Here is a 16,231-nt window from a genome sequence, read left to right on the forward strand (position 1 = left end):
GTGCAACGCCCGCGCGGGAGGGCTTATGCCGGGGCGGGTACCGAGCGCGGATCGAAGCCGAACGGCAGCTCCAGCCGGTGCCGGCGCATCAGCTCCTCGTCGCAGAGCAGGTCGCGGGTGGCGCCGTCGGCCACGATGACCCCCTCGCTGAGCACCACCGAGCGGGGGCACAGCTCCAGCGCGTACGGCAGGTCGTGGGTGACCATCAGCACCGTGACCTCCAGCGAGCGCAGGATATCGGCGAGTTCGCGGCGTGAGGCCGGGTCGAGGTTGGAGGACGGCTCGTCCAGGACCAGGATCTCCGGCTCCATGGCCAGCACCGTGGCCACCGCCACCCGGCGCCGCTGGCCGAAGGAGAGGTGGTGCGGCGGGCGGTCGGCGAACTCCGCCATGCCGACCCGCTCCAGGGCGCGGTTGACCCGATCCGCCAGCTCAGCGCCCCGGATCCCGGCCGCCGCCGGGCCGAAGGCGACGTCCTCGCGCACCGTGGGCATGAACAGCTGGTCGTCCGGGTCCTGGAAGACGATGCCGACCCGGCGCCGGATCTCCGCCAGATGCCGCTTGCCGACCGGGAGCCCGGCCACCGTCACGGTGCCCGTGCCGCCGCTCAGGATGCCGTTCAGATGCAGCACGAGGGTGGTCTTCCCGGCGCCGTTGGGGCCGAGCAGCGCGACGCGCTCCCCGCGCGCGAGGGCGAGGTCCACGCCGAACAGGGCCTGGTGGCCGTCGGGGTAGGCATAGGCGAGGCGGGACACCTCAAGGGAGGCGGGGGCGGGGGACGGGGCGGTCATCTACGGGTCCATCCGATCGGCGTGGGGCGCGGCGTCGGCCGCCGGGTCAGGTCGGGGGCGCGGTGCTCGTCCGTCGTCAGCCACCCCCTGCGAGCGCCCACGCGGGGACGCACACGGCCAGCGCGGCCAGCGGGAGGGCGGCGGCGCACGCCCACTGGGCGCGGGTCGCCGTCACCTCGTCGATCACCGGCATGGTGCCGGTGTAGCCCCGGCTGACCATCGCCAGATGGACCCGTTCCCCGCGCTCGTAGGAGCGGATGAACAGCGCGCCGGCGGACCGCGCGAGCACCCTCCAGTGGCGGACTCCGCGGGCCTGGAAGCCGCGCGACTCCCGCGCGACGCGCATCCGGCGCATCTCGTCGGTGACGACGTCCCCGTAGCGGATCATGAACGACGCGATCTGGACCAGCAGCGGGGGCATCCGCAGCCGCTGGAGGCCGAGCAGCAGCGCCCGCAGCTCGGTGGTGGCGGCGAGCAGCACGGATGCGGCGACGCCCAGGGTGCCCTTGGCCAGGACGTTCCAGGCGCCCCACAGTCCCGACTCGCTGAGCGACAGCCCCAGCACCTCCACCCGGGGCCCCTCGGCGACGAATGGCAGGAGCACGGCGAACGCCACGAACGGCACCTCGATCAGCATCCGGCGCAGCACCAGCCCCGCCGGGACCCGGGCCACGGCGGCGACGGCGGCCAGCGCCGCCGCGTACAGCGCGAACGCCCACAGCGCCGTGCGCGGGGTGGAGACCACGACGAGGACGAAGCAGAAGACCGCCGCGATCTTGCACTGCGGGGGCAGCGCGTGCACCGGCGAGTCACCCGCCCGGTACAGGCGGTGGGCGTGGCCGGCTCCCATCTCAGACCGCCTCGGTCTCGCGGTCGGCACGCGGGGCCTCGCGGTCGGCACGCGGGGCGGCGGCCGTCGTGCCCCTGCGACGGCGCACCACGACGAAGACCCCCGAGCCCACGGCGAGCGTCGCCGCCACGCCGATCACCCCGGCCAGACCGCCGGAGAGCCGGGCGTCGGAGACGTCCTCGACTCCGTAGTCGGCCAGCGGCGAGTCCTTCGCCGCGTGCTCCTCGGTCTTCGCGTCGATGCCGTGGTCCTGCGCCACCTTCTCCAGCCCGTCCGGGCTGCTGGACGCGTAGAAGCTGACCACGCCGGCGCAGAGGAGGGCCGCGGCCACCCCGGCCAGCCACACCCGCCGCGTCCCGCGCGGGGCGGGGGCGGGGGCGGTGGCAGGCGCCGCGGCTCGCGCGGGCGCCGCCGCCGGGTCCGTACGGGAGGCGTCCGCGGACCCGCTCGCGGCGGGCGCCGGGCCGGGGTGGCCGCGGTCCGCGGCGCCGTCCGGGCGCCCGGACCGGGCCGGGACGTCCTCCGCCCGGGTGGGGGCGCCGTCCGGGCGCGCGGTCTCGGTGGGGACGGTCGGCCCGGCGTTCCGCGCGGTCGGCTCCGCGCTCCGCGGCGTCGAAGGTGACAGCGGCGTCGCCGGTGACAGGGGCGAGACCCGCAGTTCGAGCCGCCGCTCCAGGCCGCTCGCGCCGTGGACGAGGTCGGGGCGGACGGCGACGACGGCGCCCACCGTGAGGGCGGTGATGGCGGCCTCGCCGACGCCGATGAGCAGGTGGACGCCGACCATGGCGGTGAAGACCTTGCCGAGGGCGACGTCGGTGGTGCCGCCGACGGCGTACAGGGCGGTGAAGGCGATGGCGGCGGCCGGGACGGAGACCAGGGCGGCGACGAACGACGCGACGGTCACCCCGCGCCGGGTGCGCGGCAGGATCCGCAGCAGACCGCGGAAGAGCGCGAAGGCCACGAGGACGGTGACCACGCCCATGTCGGTGATGTTGACGCCCAGTGCCGTCAGGCCGCCGTCCGCGAACAGCACGCCCTGCATGAGCAGCACCACGGACAGGCACAGCACCCCCGTGTAGGGGCCGACGAGTATCGCGGCGAGGGCCCCGCCCAGCAGGTGGCCGCTGGTGCCCGCGGCGACCGGGAAGTTCAGCATCTGCACGGCGAAGACGAAGGCGGCGACCAGCCCGGCCAGCGGGGCGGTGCGCTCGTCCAGCTCGCGGCGGGCGCCGCGCAGGCAGACCGCGACGGCCGCGGTGGCGACCGCGCCGGTCGCCACCGACACCGGGGCGTCGATGAATCCGTCGGGGACGTGCATGGCGGGCTCCGCTCGGGGGAGGAGGGGGCGGTATGCAGCCGGGCTGGCTGAATCCGTTCGATAATGGGCTCAGCTGCAAAGCCTTTGCAAGAGCGCCCACCTCGCGTGACGGTGCTCGGCGCACACCGGTGCGACCCCGGCCGCGCCGCGCGCGGGTCCACAAGTGGCAGTGGGGGACATTTCGCCGAATGCTGAGGGGAGCAGTCCGCCTCGGGGGCGTCGGGAGGTGCGAGGTTCCATGACCACGGCCACCGAGGAGCCCTCCGCCGCCCCGGCCCCGCCCGCCCTCGACCGCCGCCACACCAACCTGGTCTTCGTCACCATCGTGCTCGGCATGCTGCTGGCCGCGCTCGACCAGACGATCGTCTCCACGGCGCTGCCGACGATCGTGGCGGATCTGGGCGGCGGCGGGCACATGGCCTGGGTGGTGACCGCCTATCTGCTCGCCGAGACCGTCTCCAGCGTGCTGGTGGGGAAGTTCGGCGACCTCTTCGGCCGCAAGGTCGTCTTCCAGGTCAGCGCCGTCGTCTTCATCGCGGGCTCGATCCTGGCCGGCGCCGCCGACAGCATGCTGCTGCTGATCGTCGCCCGCGCCGTGCAGGGCGTCGGCGGCGGCGGGCTGATGGTCACCGCCATGGCGCTGATCGCGGACGTGATCCCGCTGCGGCAGCGCGGGAAGTACCAGGGCGCGCTCGGCGCGGTCTTCGGTGTGACCACCGTCGTCGGCCCGACCCTGGGCGGTGTCTTCACCGACCACGCCTCCTGGCGGTGGTGCTTCTACGTCAACGTCCCGGTCGCCATCGTCATGATCGCCATGGCGGCACGGCAGATCCCCGTCGTCCGGGCCGCGGTCCGCCCGGTCATCGACTACCTGGGGATCGTGCTGGTGGCGCTGGGCTCGTCCGGGCTGGTGCTCGGGCTCGAATGGGGCGGCACCCGGTACCCCTGGGGATCGGCGGAGGTCGTCGGTCTCCTCGCCGGCTCCGCGGTGCTGCTGACCGCCTTCGTCCTGGTCGAGCTGCGGGCGCGGGAGCCGATGCTGCCGATGCGCCTGTTCCGCAACCCCGTCTTCACGGTCTGCTCGCTGCTCAGCTTCATCGTCGGCTTCTCGTTGCTGGGCGCGCTCACCTACCTGCCGACGTACCTCCAGTTCGTCGACGGGGTCTCCGCCACAGAGTCGGGCGTCCGCACCCTGCCGCTGATCGTCGGCCTGCTGGGCACCTCCGTGCTCTCCGGCGTCGTCGTCAGCCGCACCGGCCGCTATCGGCTGTTCCCGATCTCGGGCACCGCCGTGATGGCGCTGGGGCTGTATCTCATGGCGACCATGGGCCCGGACACCGGGGTGTGGCTGGAGTCGCTGTACATGCTCGTGCTGGGCGCCGGCATCGGGCTGGCCATGCAGGTGCTCACGATCGCGGTGCAGAACACCGTCCCGTACCACGAGCTGGGCACCGCCACCTCCGGCGTGACCTTCTTCCGCACCCTCGGCAGCTCCTTCGGCACCGCGGTCTTCGGCACCCTCTACAGCGGTCGGCTCGAATCCGAGCTCCGCGCGGCGCTCGCCGAGTCCCCCGACGTGCCGCCGGCCGCCGTCCGGGACCCGCAGGCGCTCACCGCCCTGCCGCCGGCCCAGGGGCGACCCGTCGTGGAGGCGTACGCCGAGACCATCGGCTACGTCTTCCAGTGGGTGGTGCCCGTCGCCGCCGCCGGCTTCGTCATCGCCTGGTTCCTCAAGGAGGTCCCGCTGCGCGACAGCGCCCGCGCGGGCGCCGTCGACCTGGGCGAGGGCTTCTCCGCCCCGGACACCCCCGACCCCGAACGGCAGCTGGAGCGCGCGGTGGCCAACGTGCTGCGCCACGCCGAGGAGCCCGTCAGCCGTCAGCTGCTGGCCCGCTCCGGCTCCCCGCTGGGCCCGGCCGAGGCATGGGCGTTGGGCCAGATCCACTGGCGGGAGCATCTGCGCGGGGAGGCCCGGCTCGGCGACGTGGCCGCCGCGCACCGGATGCCGCCGGAGGTGCTGCGGCCCGCCTTCGACCGGCTCGTCGCCGGCCGCTACGCGCGTCTTTCCGCGGACGGCCGGCTCGCCCTCACCCGCGCCGGCCGTGCCGAGATCCAGCGGCTCAGCGCCGCCTGGCGCGGCTGGCTCGACGAGCACCTGGAGGACTGGGACGCCGGCGATCCCGCCGATCGCGTCCTCCTGGACCACGCGCTGGACCACATCGCCGCCCGGCTGCTGGAGGAGAGCGAGTCCCGGCAGGAGCGGATGGCGGTCTGAGATCCGCGCCCGCCGCGCGCCCGCCCAAGGCGGCGCCCGTGGCCCGTGTCCCGCCCCGGCACGAGTCGCCGCCCGGGCCCGGTGGCGCGACCATGAGAGGAGGCGAGAGGAGGCGGACCATGATGGGCAAGAACTGGAATGTGCAGCTGAGCATCACCTCCATGGACCGTGTGACCATGTGCGAGGCCCGGCTGACCGGGAAGGAAGGCGCCGGGGCGCTGGTCGGCGAGGGACAGGCGCGCACCAACCCGGCCGATGAGAACGTGCCCGCGATCGGGGACGAGCTCGCGGCCGCGCGGGCGCTCTCGGACCTGTCGCACCAACTGCTCCACGCGGCGGTCAAGGACATCGAGGAGCACACGCACGAGCATGTGCAGCGGCTGAAGGTCTGAGGCGCCCGGGCTCCCCTGTCCACGTCACCTTCATCCCCCACCACCGCACGCCGGCCGACCCGCGTCAGCCGGCGTGCAGCATGAGGCCGATGCCGACCACCAGCAGGCCGGCGGCGACCATCCTCGGCCCGCCGAAGCGCTCCTTGAAGAGGACCGTGCCGATCGCCGCCCCCACGATGATCGAGGACTCGCGCAGCGCGGCGATCGGGGCGAGCGGGGCGCGCGTCTGAGCCCACAGCACCAGGGAGTACGCGAAGACCGAGAGCGCCCCGCCCAGCAGCCCGCGCCGGGCGAACGGGCGCAGTTGGCGCGGCAGCGACCCGCGCCGTACGGCCAGGGCGTAGGCGGGCACCGCCAGGCCCTCCAGGGCCATCAGCCAGGCGATGTAGCCGATCGAGCTGCCGGAGGCGCGGACGCCGAGCCCGTCGACGACGGTGTAGCCGGCGATCGACAGCCCCGTGGCGACGGCGGCGGCCAGGGCGGGCCAGTGCGGGCGCGCCCCCGAGCCGCGGATGCCCCACAGGGCGACGCCCACCAGCCCCGCCGAGGCGACGACGACTCCGGCCGTCTGCCAGCCGTCGGGCCGCTCGCCCGCGAAGGCGGCGGCGAGGACGGTGACGACCAGCGGCGCGGTGCCGCGCGCGATCGGATACATCTGGCCGAAGTCGCCCAGTCGGAAGGAGCGCATCAACAGCGCGTAGTAGACGACGTGCAGCACCGCGGAGGCGATCAGATACGGCCAGGCGCCGCCGTCCGGCAACGGCACGAAGGGGAGCAGGGCCAGTCCGCACAGCGCGCCGCCGCCGCTCACCAGGGTGAAGGCGAGCAACTGGTCCTTGATGCCGTGCGCGATGGCGTTCCACGAGGCGTGGGTGACGGCGGCGACCAGGACCGCCGCCGCGACGAGCGGGGTCACCGCCGGGATATGCGACGGAGGGCGACCGGGACGAACGGGCGGGCGGCGGTGTCCGGTGTGGGCATGGGGCGACGCTAGCGCCGGCCGGAGCCGCCCCGCGACGCGATCTTCGTCACGCCGACGACGCGTGACGGCCGGTCCGCCGCCCGCGTCGCCACGGCGGTGGCGCGGGCCCCGCCGGAGCCGGGCCGTCCACGCGGGCTTCGCCTCCGGCCTGTCCGTCCGGCCTTCGGGGTGGGGACAACCCCACCCCGAAAGCGCGGGCTCGCTCCATGGCCAACCCCCGGCGGGCCTACCAGGCTTGAGGAATGATCACAGGACTGACCGTCTCCGCCCTGCGCGGCCATCGACCGGCGCTGGCCGGGACCGCCGTCGCGGCGCTGTTCGCCGCGACCGTGGTGGGCGCCTCCACCACCGTGCTCACGGCGACGAGTGGGGACGGGCTGCCGGCGGGCGTCCGCGCGGAGGTGGCGGAGAGCGGCGTGCGGGACATGGCGGCCGTCCTGCTGGTGGGCTCTATCTATATGTCGATATTCGTGCTCGCGTCGACGATGAGCACGGCCGTGGCGCAGCAGCACCGGGAGTTCGCCCTCGTCCGCGCGATCGGCGCCCGCCCCCGGCAGATTCGCCGCGCGGTGGTGCTCCAGGCGCTCGCGGTCACGCTGCCGGCGGCGCTCGCGGGCTGTGGCCTCGGGGCGGTCCTGGGACGGCTCTGGTTCCAGGGGATGCGCGACCACGGCCTGATCCCGGCCGAGATGGCGTTCCGGTACCACTGGGCGGCCCTGCCGGTGTGCCTGGCCGTCGCCGTGGTCACCTCGGCCCTCGCCGCCGCGCTCGGCTCCCTGCGCTTCTCCCTGCTCCGCCCGGCCAGGGCCGCGGCCGAGGCGGCGGCCGGACGCCCCGGGCTCGGGTGGTTCCGGTGCGCGCTGGGCCTGTTGACGGTCCTGGGCGGCGTGACGCTCTCCGTGCTGCTGGCGCGCCAACCGGCGGACGAGGCGAGCGAGGGCGCCTTCCTGGTGCTGCTCCTGTTCTGCGCGGGGGTCGGGCTGCTGGGCCCGCGCCTGGTGGCGCCCGCGGCCCGGCTGGTCTCGGCGCCCGCCCGCCGGCTCGGCGGCAGCGCCCGTCTCGCGGCGCTCAACGTCCGCTCCCAGCCGCGCCGCTTCGCCGCCGCGCTCACCCCGCTCACCCTGGTCGTCGCCTTCGGCCTCACCAAGATCGCCATGCGGACCACGGCCGCCCACCACACCGGCTCCGCGGGCACCCCCGGCGAGGTCTGGCTCGACTACGCGGGCACGGGGCTGTACGCGGGCTTCGCCGCCATCGCCGCCGCCAACACCCTGGCCATGATCTCCTTCGACCGCCGCCGCGAGATCGCCCTGCTACGGGTGGTGGGCACCCTGCGCCGGCAGGCCCTGGCGATGGCCGCCTGGGAGGCGTGCGTCGTCTCCCTCACGGCGCTCGTGCTCGGCGCCGCCATCGCCCTGGCCACCCTGGCCCCCATGCTGCACACCGCCTTCGGCTCCCCCTGGCCGTATCTGCCGCTGCCGTTCACGTCGGCCGTCGCCGGGGCGACCCTGCTGCTGACGCTGTTGGCGACGGGGCTGCCGGTGCGGACGGCGCTGCGCGGCCGGGCGATCGCCGCCCTGAAGGCGGCGTGAGCGCCGCGGTAGAGCCATGCGGACCCGCCCGTGGCGCCGGGCGTGCGGACCCGGGCATGCGGACACCGACAGACGACGCGGGCTCCAGCACATGACGCGACGGTGCCCCGGGCGGGAGATCCCGTCCGGGGCACCGTCGCGTCACGCCTCGTCAGCCCGCCCGCAGCACCGCGGCCACGATCGGGCCGGCGGTGTCGCCGCCGTGGCCGCTGGCCGGGACGACGGCGGCCGCGGCGAGATCCCCGCGGTAGGCGGTGAACCAGCCGTTGGGCTTCTCCTGGCCGTCCACCTCGGCCGAGCCGGTCTTGGCGCCGGCGTCACCGCCGACGCCGGCCATCGCCTGCGCGGCGGTGCCGGAGGTGGCGGTGACCTTCATCAGGTCGCGCAACTGCTTGGCGGTGGCCGGCTTCAGGGAGCGGGCGGCCTTGGCGATCGGGCGGCCGTCCAGCTTCGGGGAGACGAAGTACGGCTGCCGGAAGGTGCCGCTGCGCACCGTGGCGGCCACCGACGCCATGTTGAGCGGGTTCATCCGCACACCGCCCTGGCCGATCAGCGAGGCGGCCTTGGGGGCGTCCTTCTGGACCGGGACCGCGCCGTCGAAGGTGGCCACGCCGGTCTGCCAGTTGAGGCCGATGCCGAAGACGTCACGGGCCTCCTTCGTCAGGTCGTCGTCGGCGAGCTTGGCCGCCTTGCTGATGAAGGCCGTGTTGCAGGAGCGGGCGAAGGACTGCGCGAAGGTCCCGCCGCGGATCTCGAACTTCTTGTCGTTCTGGAACTTCCAGCCGCCGTACGAGGAGTACTTGGGGCACGGGTGGGCCTTGCCGTAGGAGGCCAGGCCCTTGTCGATGAGGAGCGCCGAGGAGATGACCTTCATCGTGGAACCCGGGGCCAGGGAGCCCTGGAGGGCCAGGTTGAAGCCCTCGGCGGGGGAGTTGGCGACCGCCAGGATCTCGCCGGTGCTGGGCTTGATCGCCACCACCGCGGCCTTGGACCGCCTGTTCACCGCCCGCTCGGCGGCCTTCTGGAGGCCGGCGTCGATGGTGGTCCTCAGGGTGCCGGGGGTGCCCTTGGAGAGGACCTTCAGCGTCTCGTCCGGCAGCGCCTTGCCGTTGGCGCCCTTGGCGCCCTTGCCACGGGCGATCCAGGTCTCGATGCCCGCCGTGCCGCCCGCCTTCTTGCCGTACCGCTCGCGCAGCCCCGCCAGCACGCCCTTGAGCGCCGGGTGTTCGGCGGCGCGCAGCTCCTTGCCGTCGCGGTCGACCGCCTTGATGGGCGGGGCGTCCGCCGGGCCCGTCCTCAGCCGGTCCCCGGCCCCGAGCCTGGGGTGGAGCACCGAGGGCTTCCAGTCGACGACCGCCTCGCCGGTGGCCTCGTCCCGCACCACGGTGAGGGCGGACCGGTACGCCAGCGGGGCGCGCAGCTTCCCGTAGCCGATCTCCGCGGCCACCGAGAAGGGCACGGAGGCGCCTGAGCCGCCGCCCGGCACCGGCTTCAGCGTCACCTTCGCGATGTGGGCGTCCTTGCGGTACGCGGCCAGCGCCGCGGCCGCCGCCTTCTTGTCGTCCGTCAGCCCGGCGGCCTTGGCGGTGTCGCCCGCGGCCCAGGCGGCGAGGAAGTCACCGGAGGCGGTCGTCACCTCCTCCGCGCTGAGCGGACCGGTCTTCACCCGCTTGGCGGCGGGGGCCTCGTCCGCGCCGCCGTCCCGTGTGTTCCGCGTCCCGGACGCCGACGAGTCCTCGCCGCCTCCGCAGCCGCTGACCCCGACCAGTACGGCGCTGACTGCGCCCGCGATGATCGCGGCTCTGGCACCACTCCGCATCCGAGAACCCCCACAGTCCTTCAAAAAGCCCTTCATCACCTGATGAAGCGGCGCGGTGCGGGGCACCTTACCGAGAAACCCGGCAGGGGTCAGATCGCCCCTCCCGTCACACCCAGGTGTCCAGCCACATCCGGGACTGCCACTCGTCCATGGGGATCGCCTGGCCGGTGTAGATCGGGAAGAAGTAGACGAAGTTCCAGAAGATGAGCAGGACCAGGGAGCCCGCGCCGATCGCCCCCAGCACCCGCCGGGTCTCGGTCGCCCGGGGCGGCCCCAGCAGCGCGCCCACCATCATGGCCACCGCCAGACACAGGAACGGCACGAACGCGACGGCGTAGAAGGAGAAGATGGTCCGGTCCTGGTACAGGAACCACGGCAGATAGCCGCCGACGATCCCGGCCAGGATCGCCCCCGCCCGCCAGTCGCGGCGCAGCGCCCAGCGGTAGAGCAGGTACAGCACCGCGAAGCAGGCCGCCCACCACAGCAGCGGGGTGCCGAGCGCCAGCACCTCCCGCGCGCACTTGCCCTTCGCCCCGTCCGGGCAGCCGTCGACGCCGGCCGCCGGCGACTCGTAGAAGTAGGAGACCGGCCGGGACTGCACCAGCCAGCTCCACGGGTTGGACTCGTAGATGTGCGGGTCGTCCAGGCCGACGTGGAAGTCGTAGACCTCCCGCTCGTAGTGCCACAGGCTGCGCAGCGGATTGAGCAGCCAGGAGAAGGCGCCGTCGTCGCTGTAGCCGCCCCCGCCGGGCTTCGGGGACTCCGCCCAGTGGCGGAAGTAGCCGCTCTGCCGCCAGCCCGTCTTCTCGCTGTACGTCCCGCTGTTGGCGAACCAGCCGGCCCAGGAGGCGACATAGGTGCCGATCGCCACCGGCACCAGCGACAGGAAGGCCCACGGCAGATCGCGCCGGCCGGCGGCGAGGTAGCCGGACCGGGCGCCGGCGGTGCGCCGGGCACCGACATCCCACAACCACGTCATCAGGCCGAACACGGCCAGCACGTAGAGCCCGCTCCACTTGGTGCCGCAGGCCAGGCCCAGGCACACCCCGGCCGCGATCCGCCAGGGCCGCAGCCCCAGCTTCAACCGCGCGGCGACCTCGGCGTCCGGGCGCGCCACCCCGTCCGGGCCGACCGGCAGCGCGGCCGCCAGCCGGGCCCGCGCCGCGTCCCGGTCCACCAGCAGACAGCCGAAGGCCGCCAGGATGAAGAACATCAGCACCAGGTCGAGCAGGGCGGTGCGGCTCATCACGAAGTGCAGGCCGTCGACGGCGAGCAACGCGCCGGCCAGGCAACCGAGGAAGGTGGAGCGGAACAGCCGGCGGCCGATGCGACAGATCATCAGCACCGAGAGGGTGCCGAGCAGCGCGACCATGAACCGCCAGCCGAAGGGGGTCAGGCCGAACAGCTGCTCGCCGACGGCGATGGCCCACTTGCCGACGGGCGGGTGCACCACGTATCCGGCGGCGTCGCTGAGCGGGATGCGCTGCGGGTCCGCCAGGATCTGCTCGTTGGCGCCCTTGGCCGGCCAGGTGCCCTCGTAGCCCAGTTGAAGCAGCGACCAGGCGTCCTTGGCGTAGTACGTCTCGTCGAATATGACCTTGTTCGGGCTGCTCAGGTTCCAGAAGCGCAGCAGCCCGGCGAAGAGCGCCACCAGCAGCGGGCCGGCCCAGCCGGTCCACCGCGCCAGCCGGTCGGCGGCCGCCGGGCTCGCGCCCAGCGTCGCCCACAGCCGCTTGTCCGGCTCCGGGTACGGCGGCACCAGCCGGTCCCGGACGTCGGAGTGTGGCCGCCCGGCGTACCCGAAGCGGCGCAGCCGGAGCTGCCAGCTGGGCTGCGGAGCTGCGGCGCGGCCGCGTTGGGCCATGGTCGCGGTGTCACTCGTCACCGCGCCATCGTAGGGAACGGGCCTGTGTGGGGTCCGCTGTGTGCGGATTCCTCCCGCCGGTGTCCGCCCCTTCCCGCCCACCCGCCCTTGTCCGGGCCCCGGTCCGCGACCGGCCCCGCCGCAGTGGAGGAGAGCCAGGGGTGTCGGTCCGGGCGGGCGGACCGGCACCGCCGCCGCGAGAGACCCGTGGGGCCTGGGAGGATGGGGGCGTGACCGGAACACTCGTACTCGCAGGGACCCCCATCGGCGACACCGCGGACGCGCCACCACGACTGGCGGCGGAGCTGGCGGCCGCGGATGTGATCGCGGCGGAGGACACCCGGCGACTGCGACGGCTCACGCAGGCGCTGGAGGTGCAGCCGACCGGCCGGGTCGTGTCGTACTTCGAGGGGAACGAGGCGGCCCGCACCCCCGAGCTGGTGGAAGCGCTGACCGGGGGCGCCCGGGTGCTGCTGGTGACCGACGCGGGGATGCCGTCGGTGTCCGACCCGGGTTACCGGCTGGTGGCGGCGGCCGTGGAGCAGGGCGTCAAGGTCACGGCCGTCCCCGGGCCGTCCGCGGTGCTCACCGCGCTGGCCGTGTCCGGGCTGCCCGTGGACCGGTTCTGCTTCGAGGGCTTCCTGCCGCGCAAGTCGGGCGAGCGGCTGGGCCGGCTGCGCGAGGTCGCCGAGGAGCGACGCACGCTGGTGTACTTCGAGGCGCCGCACCGCCTGGACGCGACCCTCGCCGCGATGGTCGAGGTCTTCGGCGCCGACCGGCGCGCGGCCGTGTGCCGGGAGCTGACCAAGACCTACGAGGAGGTCCGCCGCGGCCCGCTGGCGGAGCTGGCCACGTGGGCGGCCGAAGGAGTGCGCGGCGAGATCACCGTCGTGGTCGAAGGGGCCGCCGAGCGCGCGCCCCAGGAGCTGGACGCCGCCGAGCTGGCCCGGCTGGTCGCCGTGCGGGAGGAGGCCGGCGAGCGCCGCAAGGAGGCCATCGCGGCGGTCGCCGTCGAGGTCGGGGTGCCCAAGCGCGAGGTGTTCGACGCGGTGGTGGCCGCGAAGAAGGACGCGGGCGCCGGGGGCACGGGCGCGGGGCACGCGGGCGCCGGGGACGCGCGCGGCTGAGGGGGTCCGCGGACGCTGGGCCATGGCCGAAAGGCCCGCTCAGCCGTGGCTGGAAGGACCAGGGCGCGGCTGGAATATCCCTGCCACGCGGCCGAAAAGCCCACCATCAGGTAAAGGGCTATCGTGAAAGGCAAAGCCTGGACCGCACCCGCGGGGCGGATTGGCATCGCCTCGCCAAATCTGCCCCAAGAGGTGGAAGGGATGCTGCGGTCCGGCCTCGGAGGGCGTCCACTGGATACCGGGACCGGATGACCGATCCCGGAACGACTTGTCCAGCGGACAAGAGGAGCTGCCATGAGCGAGATCGCGGGCACTTCGAGTGGTGCGCACACCACGGCCCACGCCCCGACCCACCCCACCGGCCCGGCGATGACCGGGGAGATCGCCCACGAGGCGTACGCCTTCGCCTGTATGAAGTGCGGCCACGGCTGGGAGCAGGCGTACGAGATAGAGCACCACATCGACGCCGAGGGGCACCCCTTCGTCGTCTACAAGGCGGACGGTGAGCGCGTCCCCTCCCCGCTGACCCGTCCGACCTGCGCGAACTGTGGCGCCCACGTCGTGCGCATCATGCGCTCCGGCCAGGTCTCGTCCGTCGCCGCCAGCATCGAGGAGCTGCACCGCGCCCCCGAGCCGGTCCGGCACGAGCCGCCCGGGCCGGTGCACGTGGACGCGCCGGGCGAGGGGGCCGCGCGCGGCTGGCACCTGTCCGACCTGCTCCACCCCTTCCAGCACCACCGCGAGGGGAAGTAGCCCGGTCGAACGCCGGGGTGGAGGCGGCCGCTCCCGAGCGTGGCCGCTCCCGAGCGTGGCCGCTCCCGAGCGTGGCCGCTCCCGAGCGTGGCCGCTCCCGAGCGTGGCCGCCTCCGAGCGTGGCCGCCTCCGAGCGTGGCCGCCTCCGAGCGTGGCCGCCCCCGAGCGTGGCCGCCCCCGAGCGGGGTGCCGCCGCGTAAGCCGTTGGCCCGGGTCCCGGCCGGCTTCGTAGGATCGCGGGCATGAGCCCCAGCACCAAGCAGGACCCCTCCGGCGCGGCCAAGGACGCCGCGCCGCCGCTCCCGGAGCCGCTCCGGGTGCCGGTCGCCGACTCGCACACCCATCTGGACATGCAGGACGGCACCGTCGAGGAGGCTTTGGCCAAGGCCGCCTCCGTAGGGGTGACGACCGTGGTCCAGGTGGGCTGCGACATCGCGGGGTCCCGCTGGGCGGCCGAGACGGCCGCCGCCCACCCCGACGTCTGGGCGGCGGTCGCGCTGCACCCCAACGAGGCGCCCCGGATCGTGCACGGGGACCCGGACGGCTGGTCACGGCAGGGCGCGCGCGAGCCCGGCGGCGCCGCCGGGCTCGACGCGGCCCTCGCCGAGATCGACGCGCTGGCCGCGCTGGACCAGGTGCGGGCGGTCGGCGAGACCGGGCTGGACTACTTCCGCACCGGCCCGGAGGGCGTCGCCGCCCAGCAGCTGTCCTTCCGCCGCCACATCGACATCGCCAAGCGGCACGGCAAGGCCCTGGTCATCCACGACCGGGAGGCGCACGAGGACGTGCTGCGGGTCCTGGACGAGGAGGGCGCGCCCGACACCGTCGTCTTCCACTGCTACTCCGGGGACGCCGAGATGGCGAAGGTCTGCGCCGACAAGGGCTACTACCTGTCCTTCGCCGGCAACGTCACCTTCAAGAACGCGCAGCCGCTGCGCGACGCGCTCGCCGTCACCCCCGCCGAGCTGGTCCTGGTGGAGACCGACGCCCCGTTCCTGACCCCCGCCCCGTACCGCGGGCGGCCCAACGCGCCGTACCTCGTCCCCGTGACCCTGCGCGCCATGGCGGCGGTCAAGGGAATGCCCGAGGACGACCTGGCCGCGGCCGTCGGGGCCAACACGGCGCGCGCCTTCGGCTACCCGTTGGGGTGATGGTCGGCGGCGGCCACGCCGCGTAGTGGTGTCGCTTGGGACAGTCACGGTCGCTCCGCTAAGGTCCGGGACCCGCACCGGACCCGCCCGCCAGGAAACGTGGAGTGCCCGCAGTGAGCCATGCGCACCACAGCCACCGCGCCACCCGCCGCAGGCGCGCCGTCGACCGCCCCGCCCCCATGAGCCGGCTGCTGCCGCAGGCGCTGGTCGTCGCCGCGCTCGCCGGCGGCACCTCGGCCTTCGTCTCCGAGGACAAGGCCGTCCTGCTCAGCGTCGACGGCGCCCCGCGCAGCCTGCACACCTTCGCGGACGACGTCGGGGAGCTGCTGGCCGAGGAGGGGGTGGCGGTGGGCCGCCACGACCTGGTGGCGCCCGCCCCGAACCGGCCGCTCAGCAGCGGCGACGAGGTCGCCGTCCGCTACGGCCGACCGGTCGCCCTCACCCTGGACGGCGAGCGCCGCGAGGTGTGGACCACCGCCCGCACCGTCGACGGCGCGCTGCGCCAGCTCGGGGTGCGGGCCGAGGGGGCCTACCTGTCCGCCTCCCGCTCCGCCGCCATCTCGCGCCGCGGCCTCACCCTGGACGTGCGCACCGAACGCACCGTGACCTTCGTGGCCGACGGCCGCGAGCACACCGTCCGCACCAACGCCGCGACCGTCCGCGAGGCGGTGTGGGAGGCGGGCCTGGCGCTGCACGGCGAGGACACCACCTCGGTGCCGCTCGACGACTTCCCGCGCGACGGCCAGACGATCTCGGTCATGCGGATCACCGCGGGGCAGGAGACCCGGGAGGTGACGATCCCCTTCCTGACCGCGCGACGGGAGGACCCGACGGTCTTCCGCGGCACCGAGATCGTGGAGCGGCTGGGGCGGCCGGGCGTGCGGCGGATCACCTACGCGGTGCGCACGGTCAACGGCGTGCCGCAGCGGCCGCGGCAGGTGGGCGTCGAGACGGTGCGGGAGGCGGTGGCGCAGATCGTCCGGGTGGGCACCAAGCCGATCCCGACCTCGGTCGGCGCCGCCGACGGGCTCAACTGGCGGGCCATGGCCGTCTGCGAGTCCGGCGGCCGGCCGAACGCGGTGGACGCCTCCGGGACCTACGGCGGGCTGTACCAGTTCGACGAGCCCACCTGGCGGTCGCTGGGCGGCCGCGGCCGCCCGCAGGACGCCCCGGCCGCCGAGCAGACCTACCGCGCCAAGCGGCTGTACGTGCAACGGGGCGCGAGTGCCTGGCCGCACTGCGGCCGTAGACTTCACCAGTGAGTTCCACCGATCCCGCCGATCCCGCCGGCCTCCCCGAGCCCGCCGACAGCACCGG

13 protein-coding genes are annotated in these 16,231 nt (G+C 74.6%); 7 read left to right on the forward strand and 6 right to left on the reverse strand.

Annotated elements, in window-relative coordinates; all coding sequences use genetic code 11:
- Positions 1-23: 23 nt before the first annotated feature.
- The 3 genes from CD790_RS01980 to CD790_RS01990 form a co-directional block, all read right to left on the reverse strand.
- Positions 24-791: an energy-coupling factor ABC transporter ATP-binding protein gene (locus tag CD790_RS01980; protein ID WP_144381199.1), complete on the reverse strand. Its 768-nt coding sequence runs from the start codon at positions 789-791 to the stop codon at positions 24-26.
- 76 nt (positions 792-867) lie between these two features.
- Positions 868-1,641: a cobalt ECF transporter T component CbiQ gene (gene cbiQ, locus CD790_RS01985; RefSeq protein WP_144381200.1), complete on the reverse strand. Its 774-nt coding sequence runs from the start codon at positions 1,639-1,641 to the stop codon at positions 868-870.
- 1 nt (position 1,642) lies between these two features.
- Entirely contained in the window at positions 1,643-2,959 is a 1,317-nt protein-coding gene (locus CD790_RS01990; protein WP_144381201.1) for an energy-coupling factor ABC transporter permease, read from the reverse strand.
- 238 nt (positions 2,960-3,197) lie between these two features.
- Here CD790_RS01990 and CD790_RS01995 point away from each other — a divergent pair, with 238 nt between their 5' ends.
- Together CD790_RS01995 and CD790_RS02000 are read left to right on the forward strand one after the other, a co-directional pair.
- The gene (locus CD790_RS01995) at positions 3,198-5,234 is read left to right on the forward strand and encodes an MDR family MFS transporter (RefSeq protein WP_144381202.1); all 2,037 of its coding nucleotides are present in this window, start codon (positions 3,198-3,200) and stop codon (positions 5,232-5,234) included.
- 119 nt (positions 5,235-5,353) lie between these two features.
- Positions 5,354-5,626 carry a DUF1876 domain-containing protein gene (locus CD790_RS02000; RefSeq protein ID WP_144381203.1) on the forward strand — a complete coding sequence of 91 codons (273 nt, stop codon included), beginning with the start codon at positions 5,354-5,356 and terminating at the stop codon, positions 5,624-5,626.
- 64 nt (positions 5,627-5,690) lie between these two features.
- On the opposite strand, the gene CD790_RS02005 is transcribed toward CD790_RS02000, so the two are convergent.
- Complete coding sequence (locus CD790_RS02005) at positions 5,691-6,542, reverse strand: DMT family transporter (protein ID WP_144381204.1); 852 nt, start codon at positions 6,540-6,542, stop codon at positions 5,691-5,693.
- A gap of 308 nt (positions 6,543-6,850) precedes the next feature.
- On the opposite strand from CD790_RS02005, the gene CD790_RS02010 reads away from it, so the two are divergent.
- On the forward strand, positions 6,851-8,200 hold the full coding sequence (locus tag CD790_RS02010; protein ID WP_144381205.1) for an ABC transporter permease: 1,350 nt from the start codon (positions 6,851-6,853) through the stop codon (positions 8,198-8,200).
- 151 nt (positions 8,201-8,351) lie between these two features.
- Here CD790_RS02010 and CD790_RS02015 read toward each other — a convergent pair whose 3' ends face one another.
- Positions 8,352-10,019: a penicillin-binding transpeptidase domain-containing protein gene (locus tag CD790_RS02015; RefSeq protein WP_144381206.1), complete on the reverse strand. Its 1,668-nt coding sequence runs from the start codon at positions 10,017-10,019 to the stop codon at positions 8,352-8,354.
- Between the two features lie 106 nt (positions 10,020-10,125).
- Entirely contained in the window at positions 10,126-11,883 is a 1,758-nt protein-coding gene (locus tag CD790_RS02020) for a dolichyl-phosphate-mannose--protein mannosyltransferase (protein ID WP_144381856.1), read from the reverse strand.
- Positions 11,884-12,113: 230 nt separating this feature from the next.
- Here CD790_RS02020 and rsmI point away from each other — a divergent pair, with 230 nt between their 5' ends.
- From rsmI to CD790_RS02040, 4 genes are all read left to right on the forward strand, one after another.
- Positions 12,114-13,010, forward strand: a complete 897-nt coding sequence (rsmI, locus tag CD790_RS02025; protein ID WP_144381207.1) for a 16S rRNA (cytidine(1402)-2'-O)-methyltransferase — start codon at positions 12,114-12,116, stop codon at positions 13,008-13,010.
- Between the two features lie 294 nt (positions 13,011-13,304).
- Positions 13,305-13,763, forward strand: a complete 459-nt coding sequence (locus CD790_RS02030; RefSeq protein WP_186318834.1) for a hypothetical protein — start codon at positions 13,305-13,307, stop codon at positions 13,761-13,763.
- 242 nt (positions 13,764-14,005) lie between these two features.
- Positions 14,006-14,914 carry a TatD family hydrolase gene (locus CD790_RS02035; RefSeq protein ID WP_144381208.1) on the forward strand — a complete coding sequence of 303 codons (909 nt, stop codon included), beginning with the start codon at positions 14,006-14,008 and terminating at the stop codon, positions 14,912-14,914.
- A gap of 113 nt (positions 14,915-15,027) precedes the next feature.
- Positions 15,028-16,176: a ubiquitin-like domain-containing protein gene (locus CD790_RS02040; RefSeq protein WP_313956450.1), complete on the forward strand. Its 1,149-nt coding sequence runs from the start codon at positions 15,028-15,030 to the stop codon at positions 16,174-16,176.
- Positions 16,177-16,231: the final 55 nt, after the last annotated feature.

It is taken from the genome of Streptomyces sp. SAJ15, from assembly GCF_007595705.1.
In the GTDB taxonomy this organism is placed as follows: domain Bacteria; phylum Actinomycetota; class Actinomycetes; order Streptomycetales; family Streptomycetaceae; genus Streptomyces.